At 58.7% G+C, this 15,949-nt stretch carries 6 protein-coding genes; all 6 read right to left on the reverse strand.

Annotation, left to right across the window (positions count from 1 at the left end; all coding sequences use genetic code 11):
- Positions 1-58: 58 nt before the first annotated feature.
- Complete coding sequence (locus IE099_RS07085) at positions 59-5,830, reverse strand: hypothetical protein (RefSeq protein WP_189568882.1); 5,772 nt, start codon at positions 5,828-5,830, stop codon at positions 59-61.
- A gap of 213 nt (positions 5,831-6,043) precedes the next feature.
- Complete coding sequence (locus tag IE099_RS07090; RefSeq protein ID WP_189568886.1) at positions 6,044-6,985, reverse strand: alpha/beta hydrolase; 942 nt, start codon at positions 6,983-6,985, stop codon at positions 6,044-6,046.
- A 39-nt stretch (positions 6,986-7,024) separates the two neighbouring features.
- On the reverse strand, positions 7,025-8,068 hold the full coding sequence (locus IE099_RS07095) for a permease (RefSeq protein WP_189568889.1): 1,044 nt from the start codon (positions 8,066-8,068) through the stop codon (positions 7,025-7,027).
- Positions 8,069-8,153: 85 nt separating this feature from the next.
- Positions 8,154-9,824 carry a YHYH protein gene (locus tag IE099_RS07100; protein ID WP_189568892.1) on the reverse strand — a complete coding sequence of 557 codons (1,671 nt, stop codon included), beginning with the start codon at positions 9,822-9,824 and terminating at the stop codon, positions 8,154-8,156.
- An 87-nt stretch (positions 9,825-9,911) separates the two neighbouring features.
- Positions 9,912-11,633 carry an MbnP family protein gene (locus tag IE099_RS07105; protein WP_189568895.1) on the reverse strand — a complete coding sequence of 574 codons (1,722 nt, stop codon included), beginning with the start codon at positions 11,631-11,633 and terminating at the stop codon, positions 9,912-9,914.
- A 95-nt stretch (positions 11,634-11,728) separates the two neighbouring features.
- On the reverse strand, positions 11,729-15,934 hold the full coding sequence (locus IE099_RS07110; protein ID WP_189568898.1) for a PVC-type heme-binding CxxCH protein: 4,206 nt from the start codon (positions 15,932-15,934) through the stop codon (positions 11,729-11,731).
- Positions 15,935-15,949: the final 15 nt, after the last annotated feature.

Below are 15,949 nucleotides of genomic sequence, written 5' to 3' on the forward strand. Positions count from 1 at the left end.
CCGGAAGGGATGGGGTGGGATTTTCGTTTTTGAGTAAAAGGTTCATCGTCGCGTCATCCTACTGGATGGACCAGGAGCCATCGTTGAAGAGGAGTTTCACCGATTTGCTGAACTTGATGCAGAAGGGGCACCAGCCGACCTTGGCGGTGAACTTGCCGTTGCCGGCTCCCTTCAGCTTGCCTGCCTGAGAGGCCAGAATGATTTTGATTTCGCCCTTGATGGAGACCACACAGAGCGCTTCGCCGGAAACTCCGAGGAAGATCTTTCCGCCGTAGGTGGGTCCTTCCAGGAAGAAGAAGGCTCCGGCTCCGACCCCGGCATCAATGCGGAAGAGGCAGGAAGGGGGGACCCCGAGCACAAGCTGGGAGATCGGCAGCCAGACCTCGCCGTAGACATAGGCACCGGTGAAGGTCGTGCCCGGGTCGACCACATCACCGATATCGGGGTCGACAAAGATGAGCGGCTCCAGGGTGCAGGTGCGGCCAAAGAAGATTCCTGCCGCGACCTCGTAGTCGGAGAAGATCGCCCTCGCCTTGGCCCCGATGTAGCACTCTTCCAGTCCGATGGCCATGGTGGCCCCGAATTCCAGAATCTTGAAGGCTTGGAAATCGATTTCCCCATCCGCCAGCTCGAAGGTTCCGCCCACGCCCACCGGTATCGGCGGCACCGAGTCGGCGGTGTTGAAGTCCTTCAGGGACATCTTGACCTCGAGGTTGATTTTACACTCCGAGATCCATTCCACCGAGACGTCCTTGGCCCCGATGCGGACCTCGACCATCTTCTCGCCCGGTTCGATGCAGCCGGAGTCCACGAAGTTGTCTTCGGAGGTATAGCAAAGAATCTCGAGATAGACGTGAAGTGCCATCTCTTCCGGAATCTCAAACTGCATCTCAGCGTCCAGGCGCAGCTTGCGCAGGGAGTCGCCATTGAACTCGGCATAGCCCGAGATTTCGCCGGAGCCCATGTATTTGGAGACCTCGCCCAGCAGTGGATTGATCTCGTCTTCCAGCGCGCCGATGGTGTCGCTGATGACGGTCTTCATCACAGTGGTGATCTCCGCCAGCACGGATTGCAGGGAAGAGGTCACGCGGTCGGCGATGTCGTAGAGCAGCTGGCGCAGAAGGAACTGGGCCTTGCGAACGATCTCGGACTGCAGGATGGCGTCCTTCAGCTCATCTTTGACCAGTTGGACGAATTGGTCTTCGGTGAAGTTGTTGAAGAAGTTGTCGCCGAACTCGTCGAACTGGCGGCCCGCGTCGACGAGGTGGTCGATCCCGAGTCCTTCCTCGACTTGGAGGAACAGGTTCCAGGCCCTGGTGGTAACGGGGCTAACAAGGTCGTTGAGGAAAGCCTCTTTCGCCAGGGGATCAGAGGGGAAGAAGTCCTTGAACTTGTCCACGATCTCTCCGCCGGTGGCTACTTTGCCGTGAATTTCGACCAAGTAACCGCGCACGGTCAGGAGAACCTCGGTGATCTGCTCCAGCGCCGGGTCGATGTCTTCTAACAGCATGTTGAGCTGGTCGTTCAACTCGGAAGCGCCTTCCTCTAACAGCGGCTGAATCACGTCGCGCACCGCGGGCTCGACCAAATTGGCGAGCAGCAGGTCGATGAGGGCGTCCACAATCTCCAGCTCTCCCGAGCCGTTGCGGTAGAGGATGCCCTTGATGTCCGAAGCGGTGATGGTGGGCGGATTGATGTTCACCTCGTAGTCCTGTGTTGCCTTGATGCCAGTGGTGATGACGTCGATGCCCTTGATGATGTCCTCCAGAGCGACTTCGATTTGGTCCACAAAGCTCGCGGTGTCGGCGATGGCGGTGTTGCCGGTTTCCGCAATGGTGCAGATCTTGTCGCGGAATGCTTTCAACTTCGGCAGACTGTTGAAGGCGAGGGCCGAGGGGTTGTCCAAGGCGTCCTTCACTTTCCCGCGGAAGACTCCGTAGTCTTCTGTGGGATTGTTGTCATAGAGATCGTAGAGGTAGCGATAGAGCTCGCGGATGACGCCAGGATCCATCTCGGTTCCGGCGGCTTCGTCGACCAGAGGATTGATGATGGCGCAGAGAGAGTCTTCCAGCATCTGGTCGAGCTTGTCCAAGCCCGTGTCGATGGCCTGTTTGGGGAGCTCTCCGATCTTGTTGGAGATGACTTCGGAAGCCTTGTCGATTTCGCCATTCAGGAAGTTGGAGATTTTGATCTCGGGGAGTCCGTCGTAAGTCGCACCGAAGGAAATGTTGGTGAACTTGGCGTCCATCCAATCGATCTTGTGCTCCATCTGGGCGACAAAGATGTTCTCCTTTTCCGTCCGCGCGGAGGCGAAGCGGCGGGTGTTGTCATCCCAGAAGAGAGGATAGGACAGGGGGATGAAACCAAACATGTCCTGCTCCGCCACGACGAGATGACCGTTGGCGTGGAGGGTGTCGGGATCGATGCCGGAGAGCTTGGGATTGCGATAGTCGTTGATGCTGATTTCGGCAAACGGGAAGCCGGCGTGTTCGGGGTCGAAGTTCGCTTTGGTAAAGAAGGTGTCACCGCTGCCATCGTCCCAGCCGGGGGTGATGGCAAAGGGGGCGGTGGAATCCCCATTGGGGAGCTCGTTGGTTGCGGTGGTGATGGCTTGAACCTCAAGATCGCGGAAGTAAGGGATGTCGATGGTGGCCGCGAAGGTGACAAAGCCAGTCGCGGGACGCTGCGCGCCCGTCATGCCGGTGGGCTCGGGATTGCTGAAGCGCAGCTTGCTGGTGGTGACGAGGTTGTAGTCCTTGTTGGGACCCTTCAGCTTGACGAGCGAGGGGATGCGGAACTGAGAGTCGATATCGCCAAAGGCTTCCGGCTCATCGAGGGTGTTCTGGAGGGTGGAAAGGTTTCCGTTTTTGCAGAAAACCAAGGTGCCGATGAGAGGTTCGGTCACGTAGTTGGCGTAGGTCTTGGCTCCCACGGCCAGCTTGCCGTTGAAGACTGGCGGGCACTGGCCGTCGGGTTCCTCATAGTTGAGGAAGGCGAGGGTCTTCAGGTCAAAGGTCGACTGCCAGTAGTCCAATTGTTTGTCGTTCGCGTCGGATAGATTGGGAGTCATCTCGCCCGGCTGTCCGTAGCAGTCAAAGGTCAAGCCGGTGAAGACTTGATCCCAGTTGGAGTAGCCACTGACGTTGATGGTGCCGTCGACCCAACTGGTGCACCCGTCTTTCTCATTGGTATTGTCGAGAAAGGTGAGTTGGAACTGGCTGATTTTGCATTCGAAGCCATAGAGGTCGAGCTTGTCGTCGTAGGTGCCGTCGCGTCCGACCTGGCGACCACTTACACCCGCCTCGCGGATGTAATACTTCGAACCGCCCTGACCCTGATCCTCCAGCAACTCGTAGTTGTAGTTGGTGGGGTTGGCTGCCAGCTTGGAGCCTCCATTGTAACCCGTATTGAGCACTTCAAGGGTCATCCCTGGCAGAGAGCCTTTGCCATCGCGGTATCCGCCTTCGCCGGGAGAGTAAAGATCCACTGGGTTGGCGTCTTCCTCGACTCCCGAGAGCAGGAGAGAGGCCGCCGATAAATCCGCCGCGTCGTCATCGTAGACCGCGCTGCTGAACAAGTCATTGCTGAGGGCGTAGAGATTGTAGCCCGGCATGTAGAATTTACCGCGGTCAAAGTTGCTGGTGAAGTGGGTGTAGTCGTTCGCGGCAGGGGACTTTCTCCCCCAGCCGAGCTTGCCGTTGCTGATGATTTCGCCGTCACCCCACAAGCCCCCGTTACCGGTGAAGTAGAGCTTTTCTCCGTCCGGCTTCTGGTCGACACCAACCGTGGCAAGTCCGCTGGTGCAGCCCTCCGCAATCGGTCCGGGGCATGTTTGGTAATAAGGCACCTCCACCGAAGGAGTCTGCAAAATCGAACCCGCCGACTCCGCGAAGTAGCCATCCTTGAAGGCCAGGGTGGAGCTTAGGTGTCGAACGGTTGCCTTTTTGGGAAAGTGACTTTGGAAGTTCCCGTCATCGATCTTCATATTGCCCTCAGCCAAGCGGGCGGTCCCGTCAGTGGCTGTGGTCCATTTGATGCCGTTGGAGACGTCGACAATATTACGGAGGTAGAGGTCATTGGAGCACCGATCAGCCATCGTAGGATCCAAGAGCTGGCCGTTGGCGGCTTGCACCTCGAGGTATTCCAGTTCCGCCTTGTGGATGTATTGGGGGAGGTCCGAGCCGCTGGTCTGGGCGGTGATGGTCCCGTCGGTGGCCACCACGAATCCATCGGCAACCTTGTCGAGAGGGAAGACAACTGGATGAGCTTCGTCGCCCAGTGCGGGCGCCGAATAGCCGCTGGTGGGGAAGGTGAAGTCGGAGGGGGGGCAGAGCGCTGAATCCAGTGTTAGCGAGGTGGCCCGGCTGATGCGGTTTTCCCCCAAATAAGGGTTTTGATTGTGGTTCGGAAAGAAGACCAAGCCCTGGGGCAGGTGATAATTCACTCCGGAAGCGGTAAAACCCGAGGTCGAAAGACTGACGCTGTTGTAGGAAAAGTCAGGTCCCGCGAGGCAGTGAATATCGTCGCCGGAACCATCTGCCAGATAGAGAAGTTGCGAGCCCGAGGTCAGGGTCATGGTGCCATCGACTGCGAGCCGGACCCCGAGGTTGGCCGTGTTGCCGAAGGTGACGTCCGGCCGCCCGCTCACTTCGCCACCGTCCGCCGCGACCTGAACCACTGTGTTGACATAGGTGGCAGTAGAAGTTCCAGGAGAGGGAATGTTCTCGAAGTCGTTCACGGTGACGACCTCGGGACCGGCGTTGAGGGTGCCGTTGAAGTGAAGCAACTGCTCGGCAGGGAGCTCGCAAGTGCCAGCAGTCTCGTAGCTGCCAAAAGCATTTTCCACGTGCCGGACGGTGGCTTGCAGGATGTAAGTCTCGTTCACCGAGTCCAGCTGCATGGTGGGCACCAGCTGTTCGTCAAAGATGAAGCCGAAGAGGGTGGGGTGAAAGTAGACGGGCAGCGGGCGGCCCGATCCATCGTGCGAAGGGGCGTTGCCGGTCTGGGTGAAAATGCCATCGTTGACCAGAGGCACCTGGGAGTTGTCACTGGCCCGCAAGAGGTCGAAGTCGACCTGAACGGTGGCCGTGAGGTTGCTGACCGGGCTATCGAATCCATCATACCGCGCGGCCAGAACACCTATGGAGGCGCGGAATCCGTTGTCGCCCGGGTCGGTGCTCAAGGCATAGGTTTTTCCCCAATTGAGTCCGTAGGGAACGGTCTCGATATTATAGTTGAGATCCAAGCTTGCGGTGTTGTTGAACTCAAAAACGACGGCTTCAGCGCTGGCATCGAAGTCGTCGTTCTGGGGGTCGGTAGTATCGAAATAGTTAACTGGATCTGGAAAATTGAAGAACCCTTTTTGTAACTGTCCCTGGATGAAGTAGGTCTCCTTCGCGTCGAGCGGAGCATCGGGAATGGGGAGTCCCGTGAGTTGAAAATTCTTGCTGTCGACTCCCGCGTCCAAACTTTGGAAGGTTGCGTTGGTGTAGCCTGTGGTGCCCCCTCCGTTCAAGGTCACCGGAACAGGTGAGCCGTCGTTGGCTCGCATCAACTGATAGGCCACCCGGTAGAAAATGAAGGAGCGGGCGGGATCTGCTGCGGAGGTGTTTTCGATAGTGATATCGAAGGTCGTGTCGAAGCCGTGAAAGTTGGTGGCGGGATCTCCGTCGCTCGCCTCCCGGTCAATCAGGTAGTAAGGGTTCGCGACAATCGTATCGTTGATTTCCTCATTGAGCGCTGCCGGAACCGACTGCGTAGCGGCAAAAATGAGAAGAATCGCACGGACAAAAGTGGTGGCCGAGAAACCGGATGAGGAGGGCGTTTTCATAACTCAAAGGCGTTAACCGAGGCGGTGGATCGATTTTTCCAAATACTGCGGAAATTCTTCACGAAGCCAGTTTTGGACGATGACCTTCTACTACGAGAAATCGTCCCAATTGAGTCTACGCAATTACTGTTCCCGCAATAATCAGAGGAATGATGAAGACTGTCGACCCGATCAGGCAAGAAGAGATGAACTTTTCATCTAATCTAACAGATGTTAATTCGTCCCTTGCGGTTTTTCATTTACCCAATCCAATAGTTCGTAAACCACGGCATCCCGCTCTTTATCATAAAAGAGAAGGTGATGGGATTGGGGAAAGTTGAGTAAAGTTGCAGGGGGCGAAAAATCATTTGCAAAGTTTGAAATTTGCCGGGGGTTGCTTAAGAAATCTTTACCACCGTGCAAAATCAGCGTGGGAGCCGTGACTTTATCTGCATGGCGAGAGCTTTCTTCTGAAAGTTGGGCGAGTTCGTTGAGAAAGCGCAAGGTGTAGCTCTCGACGTGATAGGGATTGGTCTCGCTTTGCGAAAAGTGGTCCGAAGAGGTCGTGGCCTGGAATGAACCACCCGCCAAAGTCTCGAGCGAAACCCGGGCCCAGGGAGTCAGGCGGGCGGCCAGCCTCAGTAGTCCCAGCTGCCAGCCGGGGATGGAGTCCAGGCTGACCACGGGCGAAACGAGGACTAGTCCGTCAGGTTGCACTTCGCTCTGGGCGGCGGCTTTGAGGGCGATGAGCGCTCCCATGGACTCGCCGACCCAAATAATGCGGGCCTCGGGATGGCGAGCCCGGAGGCCGGTGTCCAGCTCGACCAGATCGCGCATCCAGAGCCGGGCTTTGCCAATATCGCCCTGGCGCGGGAGGTCTTCATCGTAACCTGCCCCGCGTAGATTGAGGGCGTAGAGGGTGGTGCGGGGCGATTGCAGGGGAAGGGCTTTGCCCAAGTTTCCATAATCGCGGGCCGCCCCCTCGATGCCATGCAGCCCAATGAGCACGGTCTGCGGTCGGCTTTGGAGATTCCAGTGGCGAAGCGAGAGTTGTTTGCCATCGGAGGTGGTGAGGTAGGAGGCGCGGGCGGTCGGTGCAGGGCCTCCGCCGATTTGCTGGCTGCAAGAGGTGAGCCAACAGAGAAAGAGAGGCAGGAGGGGGAGGAGCAGGCGCACAACTTTTTCTATCGGAAGGAAAGTCCTCCTGCGACTGGATTATTGCCCCATCACCGCCGTCCAACCCACCGCTGTCAGCCCGACAAAGACGAAGAGTCCCAGGGCCAGCAGGGCGATGAACTTGGGCTTCATGATCGTCGAGTAGAGGAAGAGCAGTTTGACATCCATCATGGGGCCAAAGACGAGGAAGGCGAGGCGGGCCGCCGTGCGCGCTGCGGCTGGAGGAGCCAGAGTGGCGGCAATGAAGGCGTCCGAGGTGCTGCAAAGGCTCAGCAGGAAGGCGAGGACCATGAAGGCCGCGGTTTGACCGAAGGCAGAGCCCTCCATGGACTCCAGCCACTCGGCGCCGGGGGCGATCCCGACATTGAAAAGAGCGGTGATGATGACCCCGATGGTGAAGTAGACCCCCACGTCGGTGAAGTCTTTCAAGGCCGCCCGCATGGAAAGCACCACGCGATTCTGGCCCTTGTCGCCGTGGTCGTGATGATGGTGGTCGTGCCCGTGATCATGATCGTGATGGTCGTGGCCATGGCAGCAGCCCTCGTCGTGGCAATGGTCGTGTTCGTGATCGTGGCTGTGGTCGGACTCTTCGCTGGTGGTGTTTTCGTCGGGCAGGACTTTAGGCTTGAGCACTTTGTCCAAAGGAATGCGCAGGACGATGAGACCCACCAAAATGGCGGAGAGGTAGCCCAGCAGAACGCGGGAAAAGGTGAAGAACTCGGCTCGCTCGGGCCAAGTCTCGAAGTCGGGGAAGGCGTTCCAGGTCGAGAAAATCGTAATCGGGTTCACGATGGGAGCCGCCAGCATATAGGCAAAGGCGCAACTCACGGGGAGCCCTTTGCCCACCAGACGGCGAATGACCGGCACCACCGCGCACTCGCAGACCGGAAGGATGAGCCCGAGGAGGCCGGAGACCAGAATGGCGGCCGTTTTGTTCTTGGGCAGCATCTTTTCCATCGCCCCGGCGGGCAGATAGACTCCCAAGAATCCTGAGAGCAGCGTGCCTAACAGGATGAAGGGCGCGCCCTCAAAGAGGATCGACTTGAAGGCGATGGCGAAGTTGGCGAAATCGTCTGGGGACACGCGGGGGAGCAAACCAGAAAGCCCCCCCGCAGGGCCAGTTTATAAAGTGATTTCCGGAGTCCCGAATCTTCGCCAGATCCACGGCCTAAAATGCTCCGGGAGGGCCGCCGGGACCCCCGGGACCGCCGGGGCCTCCAGCGGCTTCGGTGCTGAATTCCGTAGTGTCGTAGCTCGAGAGACCGGTTCGGGTCAGACGATAGAACTGGGCAGCATTGGCTTTGGCTCCGGTGGTGGCGAAGACATCGAGCTCGGCGGTGAAGGTCGTGCCACTGGTATCAAAGGTCGCGAGGTCGGTGCTGGGGTCCACGCGGTAGATTCCGCCCTCGGTGCCTTGCCAGGTAATCGTCACGGTGGAATCGTCGACTGCGATCTCCTTGGCTGAGGGCTCGATTGCGGTCGCGCCCTCGAAGTAGACCGTGACCCCCAGAGCCTCGACCTCGGACGAGGCAATGCCGGTGGCGCTGGTGGCGTCGCCGAAGTATTGAAAGGCGAGGTTGTAGGGATAGGCGGGGGTGCCGTCTTCTTCCACGCTGGTGAAGTAGGCCCAGGTGCCTGCCGGGAATTCGGGGGTCACGCAATAGCGCACGTTATACTCATTCAGATCATAGTGTTTGCCCGCATCGAAGGTCCCGAGGCTGGCGCTGGAATAGAGTTGGAAAGCCTCCCCCGAGGCGTCGGAGATGAGGTCGGCCTTGGCAGCGTAGTCTTCCATGTAGTGGCCCAGCACAAAGTCCGTGGAAACCGCGGGCCCATATTGCGAGGAGTTCAGGCTGGCCGAGGTGGTTCCGCTATCTTGATCCACTTTCCACTGCGGCAGCGTGGTGCGTCCGGTGACAGTCAGGTCGGTGGAGCCGTTCGAACCATCGCGCTTTTGATAGCCGGTAATCATGCGGCGGACGCCACTGTCGGGGTCAGTGGGATCGCTGTAGCCGTAGGGGCCATACATGGGGAGGCCGTCATTGACCCAGCCGATGATGGGGCTGTGCTGGCCGTTGAAGTTTTCCGTGTAGGGGGAGGCCCCTCCGATTCCTTCGTAAACAACCGAGGAGTCGTAGTCGACCGAATCCCCCAAGGTCGAGCGCAGGGCAGCCGGGCTGGCATGGTAATGGAAGGCCTCCATCGCCTGGTGGGCATTGCCGGCATCGAAGGATTCGCCCTCATTGGTGAACGCGTCTCTGTTCCAGATGCCATCTCCGGTGTTGTTGTTGGTCGGTTCCTGATCGGCGCCCGCGGAGGTGTCGTAGGAAAAGGTGTCGGAGGTGTTGAAGAGCGGCACCCCATCGACAAAGAGCCCGCAGGTTCCGATGTTGGTCTCCGAACGCGAAGCGGGTGAGTAGTTCACCGAGTAGTTCGGATAGCGAGGGAAGCGGTAAAGGATGGCCGCGTTGCCGGGGAAAGAGGGGAAGCGGGTCGTCCGGCTGGAATTCAGAAACCAGGGGCCCATCGTATTGTTAGCGAGTCCGGTGGACTTGATGTAAACGTAGTCGTCGGAGTAGGAGATGCCCTGAACTCCCGCGTAGACCGGCAGGGGCTGGTCCCCCACGGTGACTCCTTCGTAGTCGGCCGCGTCCCAGGTCGTCAGCGAGCTGGTTCCGCCGCCACCGCGTTCGATCGTCTCCTGTTCCACGGTGGCCCAAATGCGGGCATAACGACCGGAGCCCTCGGTATACCAGGAGGAAAGAATGGGTTCGGCGCAGAGGGCACCGGGCAGAAGGGCCAAGAGGCTGAGAAGCGAAGTAGGATGGATTGAGTTCATGGCAGCGGATTTGATTTTGTCAGCTATTGGTGAACTCCGATTGTTAAGAAATGATGTCGGGCAGGTAAAATTTCAGGAAAATCGCTTTCAATCAACCAGCGCCGGGTCGGTCAGGGTCTTAAGGAAAGCCACCAGAGCCGCCTGATCGTCTTCGGAAAGTCCCAGCCCATTGGGGTGCTTGGCCAAGTTGGGATCGAGGGTGCGGCTGCGGGGGATGGGGTTGTTGTAGTGGGCGATGACTTCTTCCAAGGTGCGGAAGCGTCCGTCGTGCATGTAGGGCGCGGTCAGGGCGATGTTGCGCAGGCTGGGGGTGCTGAACTTGTAGCGGTCGCTTTCCTTGCCCGTCGTTTTTTCCAATCCAATATCATCCGTTGGCGGGAGACCGTTGTTGTGAAAAAAGTGATCGCTGAAGAGGGCTCCTCCGTGACAATGGAAGCAGTCCGCACCCTTCTTGCCGAGGCGCGGTTCGGACTCGGTGAAGAAGAGTTCGAAGCCCCGCTGTTCTTCTTTGGTGAGCTCCGCCTGCCCTTTGCGAGCCTGGTCGAGCTTGGAGTCCAGACTGAGCTGGGTGAGAAGAAAGGCCTCGATGGCTAGACCGAGATTTTCGGCGCTAATGGCGCCCGAGCCAAAGGCCTTGGCAAAGAGGGGTGGATACTTGCTCTCGGCCTTGAGCTTGGAAATCACGTTCGTGAGATCTTCGTCCATTTCGAGATGGTCTTCAATGGGCACGAGGGCCTGCTCGCGCAGGGAAGAAGCCCGACCATCCCAGAAGAAGCTCGTTTTCCAGGCCAGGTTGAAGAGGGGCATGGAGTGCCGGGTGCCCAGCTGTCCCTCCGTCCCCAAACTGAATGAGCGGGGATCACTCAAGGTCTTTCCCTGATGACAGGAGGCGCAGGAGAGGGTGTTGGTGCGGGAGAGGAGGGGCTCGTTGAACAACTCTTTTCCCAAGGCAACCCGTGAACTTAAAATCGGGTTGTCGGAAGGAAGGGCGGGCAGCGGGATGTGCTTGGGGAGGGTGATGGGATAGCCCATCGGGTTGGTGGGCAGGTCGATGGGCTTGGGCTTCCCGGCGGTCTCGGGAAGTCCCCCTTCCTGAATGCTGACCACACGAAAGGCGGTCTGCAGATTACGCTTCAACCGTTCGGCCACCGGGTCGTCGGGTTGCGAGTGAGTGGTTGCGCCATCTTTGGCGAAGGAGAGTCCCGCGAGTAGTTTCTGCGGATCCAGCGCGATGGCGATGCGGGACTCATTGTTGAGGGTGAGGTCGATGGGCAGGGTGATCCGGGTGCGGTTCCAGTCATTGGCAAAGTGATAGGCAAAGCCGCCCGGAAGCTCTTCTCCTTTCGCCCGCCAGTGTCCCTCGATGGCTAGAAAGATATACCCGCCCTGCCAGTCCCAGTGCAGGTTGTTCAGGTTTGGGTTGAGCGGGTGGTTCGCTGAGTATTGTGCCGGATCGGAGTGATTGATTTCCTTGTTCGGCCCGACGTGGAAGGAGAGGGAGGTGAAGCGCTTGTTCGGGAGGTCCGGGAGTGCGTAGCTCGATCCACGAGTGGAGGCCAAGGCCGTTTGCTTGGGCAGATTCCACTTCTCTCCCTCTTCCGTGACCAAGGTGAAGTCCGTCGCCAGCCAGTCCAGTCGAGTGACGGAGAAGGTTTCCGCTTCGCCACTCTGATACCGCAGCGAGTCGATGAGGAGCGGCTTGTCCTCGACGAGATTGAGGAAGTCGAGGTGGAGTGGGGTGGCTCCCAAATGCCCGCTGAAGCCAATGATGGCTGCAGTGAGTCGGAGGAGGGGGTAACGAAGTTTCATCGAAGGGCGGCCGAGCTCGAGTGGAGTCGAGCTTGGAGTCCCCCCGCCTTTGACGAAAGCTTGGAATTGTTAAGTCTTTGCTAAGAGCGGCAACCCTATTCCACCACGAGCTCGCCCTTCATGATGATCCAATGCCCCGGGAAGGTGCACAGGTAGGGGTAGGTTCCGAGAGTCTTGGGAGCCACGAAGCGCAGGGTCTCGCTCTCTCCCGGCGCCAGAAGTTTGGACGCCTGGAGGATGCGCTTGTCTTCGGGAATGAAGTGTTTCGCGGCCCCGTCACGGTCCTTTGCCATCTCGTTGGCGGCTTCTCCGATTTCTTCAATCGGCGTGTCCTTGGCCAGCAAGACGAAGTTGTGGGCCGTAGCGTCAGGGTTGTTGAAGATGAGTTTGACGGGCTGTCCGGCCTTTGCGGTGAGCTGGTCCTTGGTGAAAAGCAGGCGCTCGGGGATGCAGCCGATTTCGAGGGTTTGGAGGCCCTTCTGTTGATCAAAGGTCTGGTGAGCTTTGCTTTTGGTTGGCCCAGCTTTTTTCTCGGGAGCGGTCAGGGTCTTCAGTTTCTTTTCAATCTCACCCGCATCGGAGCGCCCCTCCCAATGTCGGAGCAAGTTGGCGGAGCCAAATGACGATTGGATGGCATAGGTGAGGTGAAGACCTGCCTCTTGATCGAGAACCGGAAGAACAGCTTCCAGTGCTCCCGGCGTGCCCACGTAGCTGGCGGCGATGACTGCCTCGCGACGCACATGTTGCGAAGGGTGGCTCGCGGCCGAGGAAAGAATGCTCACCGTCTCCTGATTGCCCATTTCTTCGTGCCAGAACCTCACCGGTCCCAGCGCGGCGGCCGCAGCGTGAGGATTGGAGCTGGAAGAGAGTTTTTTCAGGAGAGACAGATTCGGGGAATCAATGCCTTGCGAAAGCCAGAGCGCTTCTAACAGGTGGTGTTCGTGGCGGGCGGACTTTTCATCCAATCCGTCGAGCCAGACCGAGAGCTGGGCGTTCACGATGGCGGGCTCGCGGCTGCGAAGCTCGCGCTTGCTCCAGTAGCGGGTGCGGTATTGCGCGGACTTGAGGTTATCTAACAGCTCGGCGATAGAAGCGTCTTCCAGTTGAGGGGGGTCGGAGAGTTGGGCTCCCTTGGGAACGATGCGCCAGATTCGGCCGGCCTTGCGATCCCGCCGGGGATCGCGCAGGGAATATTGGGCGTGACCTTTGACGGGATTATACCAGTCGCAGACATAGGCCGCTCCACGAGGCCCGAAGCGCAGGTCCACCGGAATAAAGGAGAGGTTGGTGGAGAAGATGAGGTCGCTGACAAATTCCTCCGTAAAGTGGTCTTCCTTCTCGACCCACTTGTGGATTTCGATCTTATTCGTCGGCTTGTAGCGGGCCTTCAGAAAGCCGCCCTGCATCTCTTGGGGCCAAAACGGAAAGTCCACGAAGTCCTGCCCGCACGTGCCCGAGTAGGCTTGGACGATTTTGGAATCAACCCGTGGATGCTGCTTGGGATAGGGAGGGTTGGTGGCGTGAAAGGTGGAGGCGAACACGGGGTGGGAGGCTACATGGTTCCCCCAGTCATCGAAGGTCACTCCCCAAGGGTTGGTGTTGGGATAGGCCCCGAAGGCGGTGAGACGCTTGCTGCTGGGATGGTAGAGAAACCACGAGGAGTTCTTGGCGCGAATGGGACCGTAGGAGGTTTCCACCTGACTGTTGTGAAAGATGGATTCGCGGAACAGCAAGTCGCCGCCGGGGGTCCAGGTGAAGTCGTGCAGGGCATGGTGGGAGTCCTCGCAGCCGAACCCGGTGAAGAGAATTTCCCGCGTGTCCGCGCGGTCGTCGCCATCGAGGTCCTGCAAGTAGGTCAGGTGGGGTTCCTCGGAAAGATAGACCCCGCCCTTGCCATCCAAGGCAAAGGAAAGAGGGATGTGCAAGTCGTCAGCGAAGGTGGTGCACTTGTCCGCTTTGCCATCGCCATCGGTGTCCTCGAGGATGATGAGCTTGTCCATCGCCCTTTGCCCCGGATAGACATGCGGATAGGTCGTGGAGCAGGAGACCCACATGCGGCCGCGCTCGTCCCAACGCATCTGGATGGGGCAAGCCAGTTCAGGAAAGTCTTCTTCCGAAGCGAAGAGATTGACCTCGAAGCGTGGGTCGACCTCGAAGGCCTTCAACTCGTCCTCCGGCGAGAGCCATTCGTTCGCGCCCCGGGCCAACAAGACCTCGTCCATCTTGGGCAGGTTGGAGTCATCGGGTTGGGTGGGTGTTCCGGCGGCAGTTTTCCAAATCGCCTGGTCGCGATTGGCCACCATCAGATCGAAGTTGCGCATCGCAGGCAGGAAGTCGAGGTAGCCGTAGCTCTTGTTGCGTGCCCCCGTGTAGTAGTAGGTGTTGAGGGGGCGGTAGCGGTAGAAGAATTGGGTGGCCTTATCGACCACCAGCGCGCGGAGTCCCTCGTCGATGGGAGGCGCTTGTTTTCCGAACAGTCCCTCGAAAGCCGCTTGCGCGAAAAGCTGGTGCCCGGTCGCGTTCAAGGCGCTGCCATCGGTGGTGGGAGGTTCTTCCGAGGCGGCGAAAAGCTTCTGGCTTTGCTCAAAGTGATCGACGAAGGCGACTCCGTGTCGGGCCGCGACTTCCTTCATCGCCTTGCTGTAGAGCGCGAGGTTGGCGTTGTTCATCCGGGCCGCCGGAACGTCCTCGAGATCGACATGCGGGGTGGGGGAGAGTAGCACGATTTGCGCGCCAGTTTTCCCGTTGTAGGCGTGAGTCTTGAGGTGAGTCAGGGCCTTCTCCAACCGGATGCGAAACGAGGAAAGACCCTCGGGGCCGGCAAAGGACTCGTTGGTGCCAAAGGCTGCCACGATGAGGTCGGCCTTGAAATAATGCAGGTGCTGGTCGAGGTCGGCGAAGTTGTCGGGGCGAGGCTGCAGGTCCACCTCATCAGCGGGCCAAGCCAGATTGCGCACCGAGAGTTCCTTTTTGGGAAAAGCCTGATGCAGCAGGGTTTCCAAGTGGCCGTAGCGTCGTTCGTTATCTAACAGTAGGTTGCCGATGAGGGCGATGCGGGTGCGGGGGGCGACCTTGAGAGGGAGCTGAGTTGCAACCGCCTCTGTTGTTTGGGGTCGAGGAGAGGTTGCTAGATTGAGATAGAAACTGGCCAACGAGGGGTCTTCTTCTGGTGCTTCGGTCTCGAGGAGATTGTTGCGGCCGTCTTTCTGTTTGATTCTCGCTTCTCTCGCAGGCGCCGCTTGGGGCTTCTTTTTTTGCTTCGCTTCGGATGCCTTCTTTTTTCTCGTGTCGATGGGGTCGTGATTCTTGCCAGTGGGCATGATGGGCGATTCCCAACCCGCGAGATCCGAGGGTTTCACATTGCGCACGTTGCCGGGAGGGCCGTAGACGTGGGGCTGGAAGGGACCCACGAAGTTGACCGCGAGGTCGGGCTTGATTTTCGACTCCAGTCCGCAGGCCCAGAGAGTGCCGTTGACGATGAGGCGGCGGTAGTTTTCGTCTAACAGGTCTTGGGAAGCGCCTTGGGTGGAATGGAAGACGCGGTGCTTTTTCCCGTCCTTGCTGGTGTAATGGCGGGTCCAGGCTGAGGCGTTGGCGGGCTTGCTCTTATCGACTTCCGCCTTCGGGTCCATGGAGACCAATGGCTGTGAATTCACCAAAACAGTGAAGTCGGGGGCGGGGATGCCCACATAGGCTCCGGCATGGCAAAAGGCCTCGCCGACTCCTTGGAGGATGGGGTGTTTCTCTTGGCCCTCTGCAATCGTGAGGCGGGTTCCTTGCACATGATTTTTTCCATAATGGCCCACCCAAGTGTTGCCGAGGATCTGATGTCCAAAGCCCCCCTCGTAGCCCTTCACCTTCGAGTTGAAACTGTATTTCGCATAGGGCGAGTCGGCCGGAATCTTGAAGGCATGGGACGCGGTGCGCAGTCCCACCACGGGGCCTCCTTTGTCGAGATAGGCGATGAGGTGGTCCATCTCTTCTGCTGGGAGATCAAGGAAGCGGGTGAAGATGAAGAACAAGTCGGCATCAGCCAAAGCCGCCAAGCCGGAAACCTGGGAGGAGCCTGCCTTCAGGTGTCCTTCGTCGTCCACTCCAAACACTACCGTGCACTTAAATCCATGATGCTTGGCGAGGATACGAGCGAGCGCGGGACAGGTCTCTTCCGCCCGGTATTCGTGGTCACTGGCAAGAAAGACAATGTGCTTTCCCTCGCCGATGCCAGGCCCGCCCGGATAAACGACAGCGGTGCTGGCCCAGAGAGGGCAAATGAGAAGGGCGAGAAAGAGTAGGATTTTCATGAGATTAAATGACTG

Origin of the sequence: Roseibacillus persicicus, from assembly GCF_014651675.1 — a bacterium.
GTDB classification, from domain to species: domain Bacteria; phylum Verrucomicrobiota; class Verrucomicrobiia; order Verrucomicrobiales; family Akkermansiaceae; genus Roseibacillus; species Roseibacillus persicicus.

Excerpts from the sequence above, each read along its gene's own strand:
- IE099_RS07085 (WP_189568882.1), bottom strand. The coding sequence starts at position 5,830 with ATGAAAACGCCCTCCTCATCCGGTTTCTCGGCCACCACTTTTGTCCGT.
- IE099_RS07100 (WP_189568892.1), bottom strand. The coding sequence starts at position 9,824 with ATGAACTCAATCCATCCTACTTCGCTTCTCAGCCTCTTGGCCCTTCTG.
- IE099_RS07105 (WP_189568895.1), bottom strand. The coding sequence starts at position 11,633 with ATGAAACTTCGTTACCCCCTCCTCCGACTCACTGCAGCCATCATTGGC.
- IE099_RS07110 (WP_189568898.1), bottom strand. The coding sequence starts at position 15,934 with ATGAAAATCCTACTCTTTCTCGCCCTTCTCATTTGCCCTCTCTGGGCC.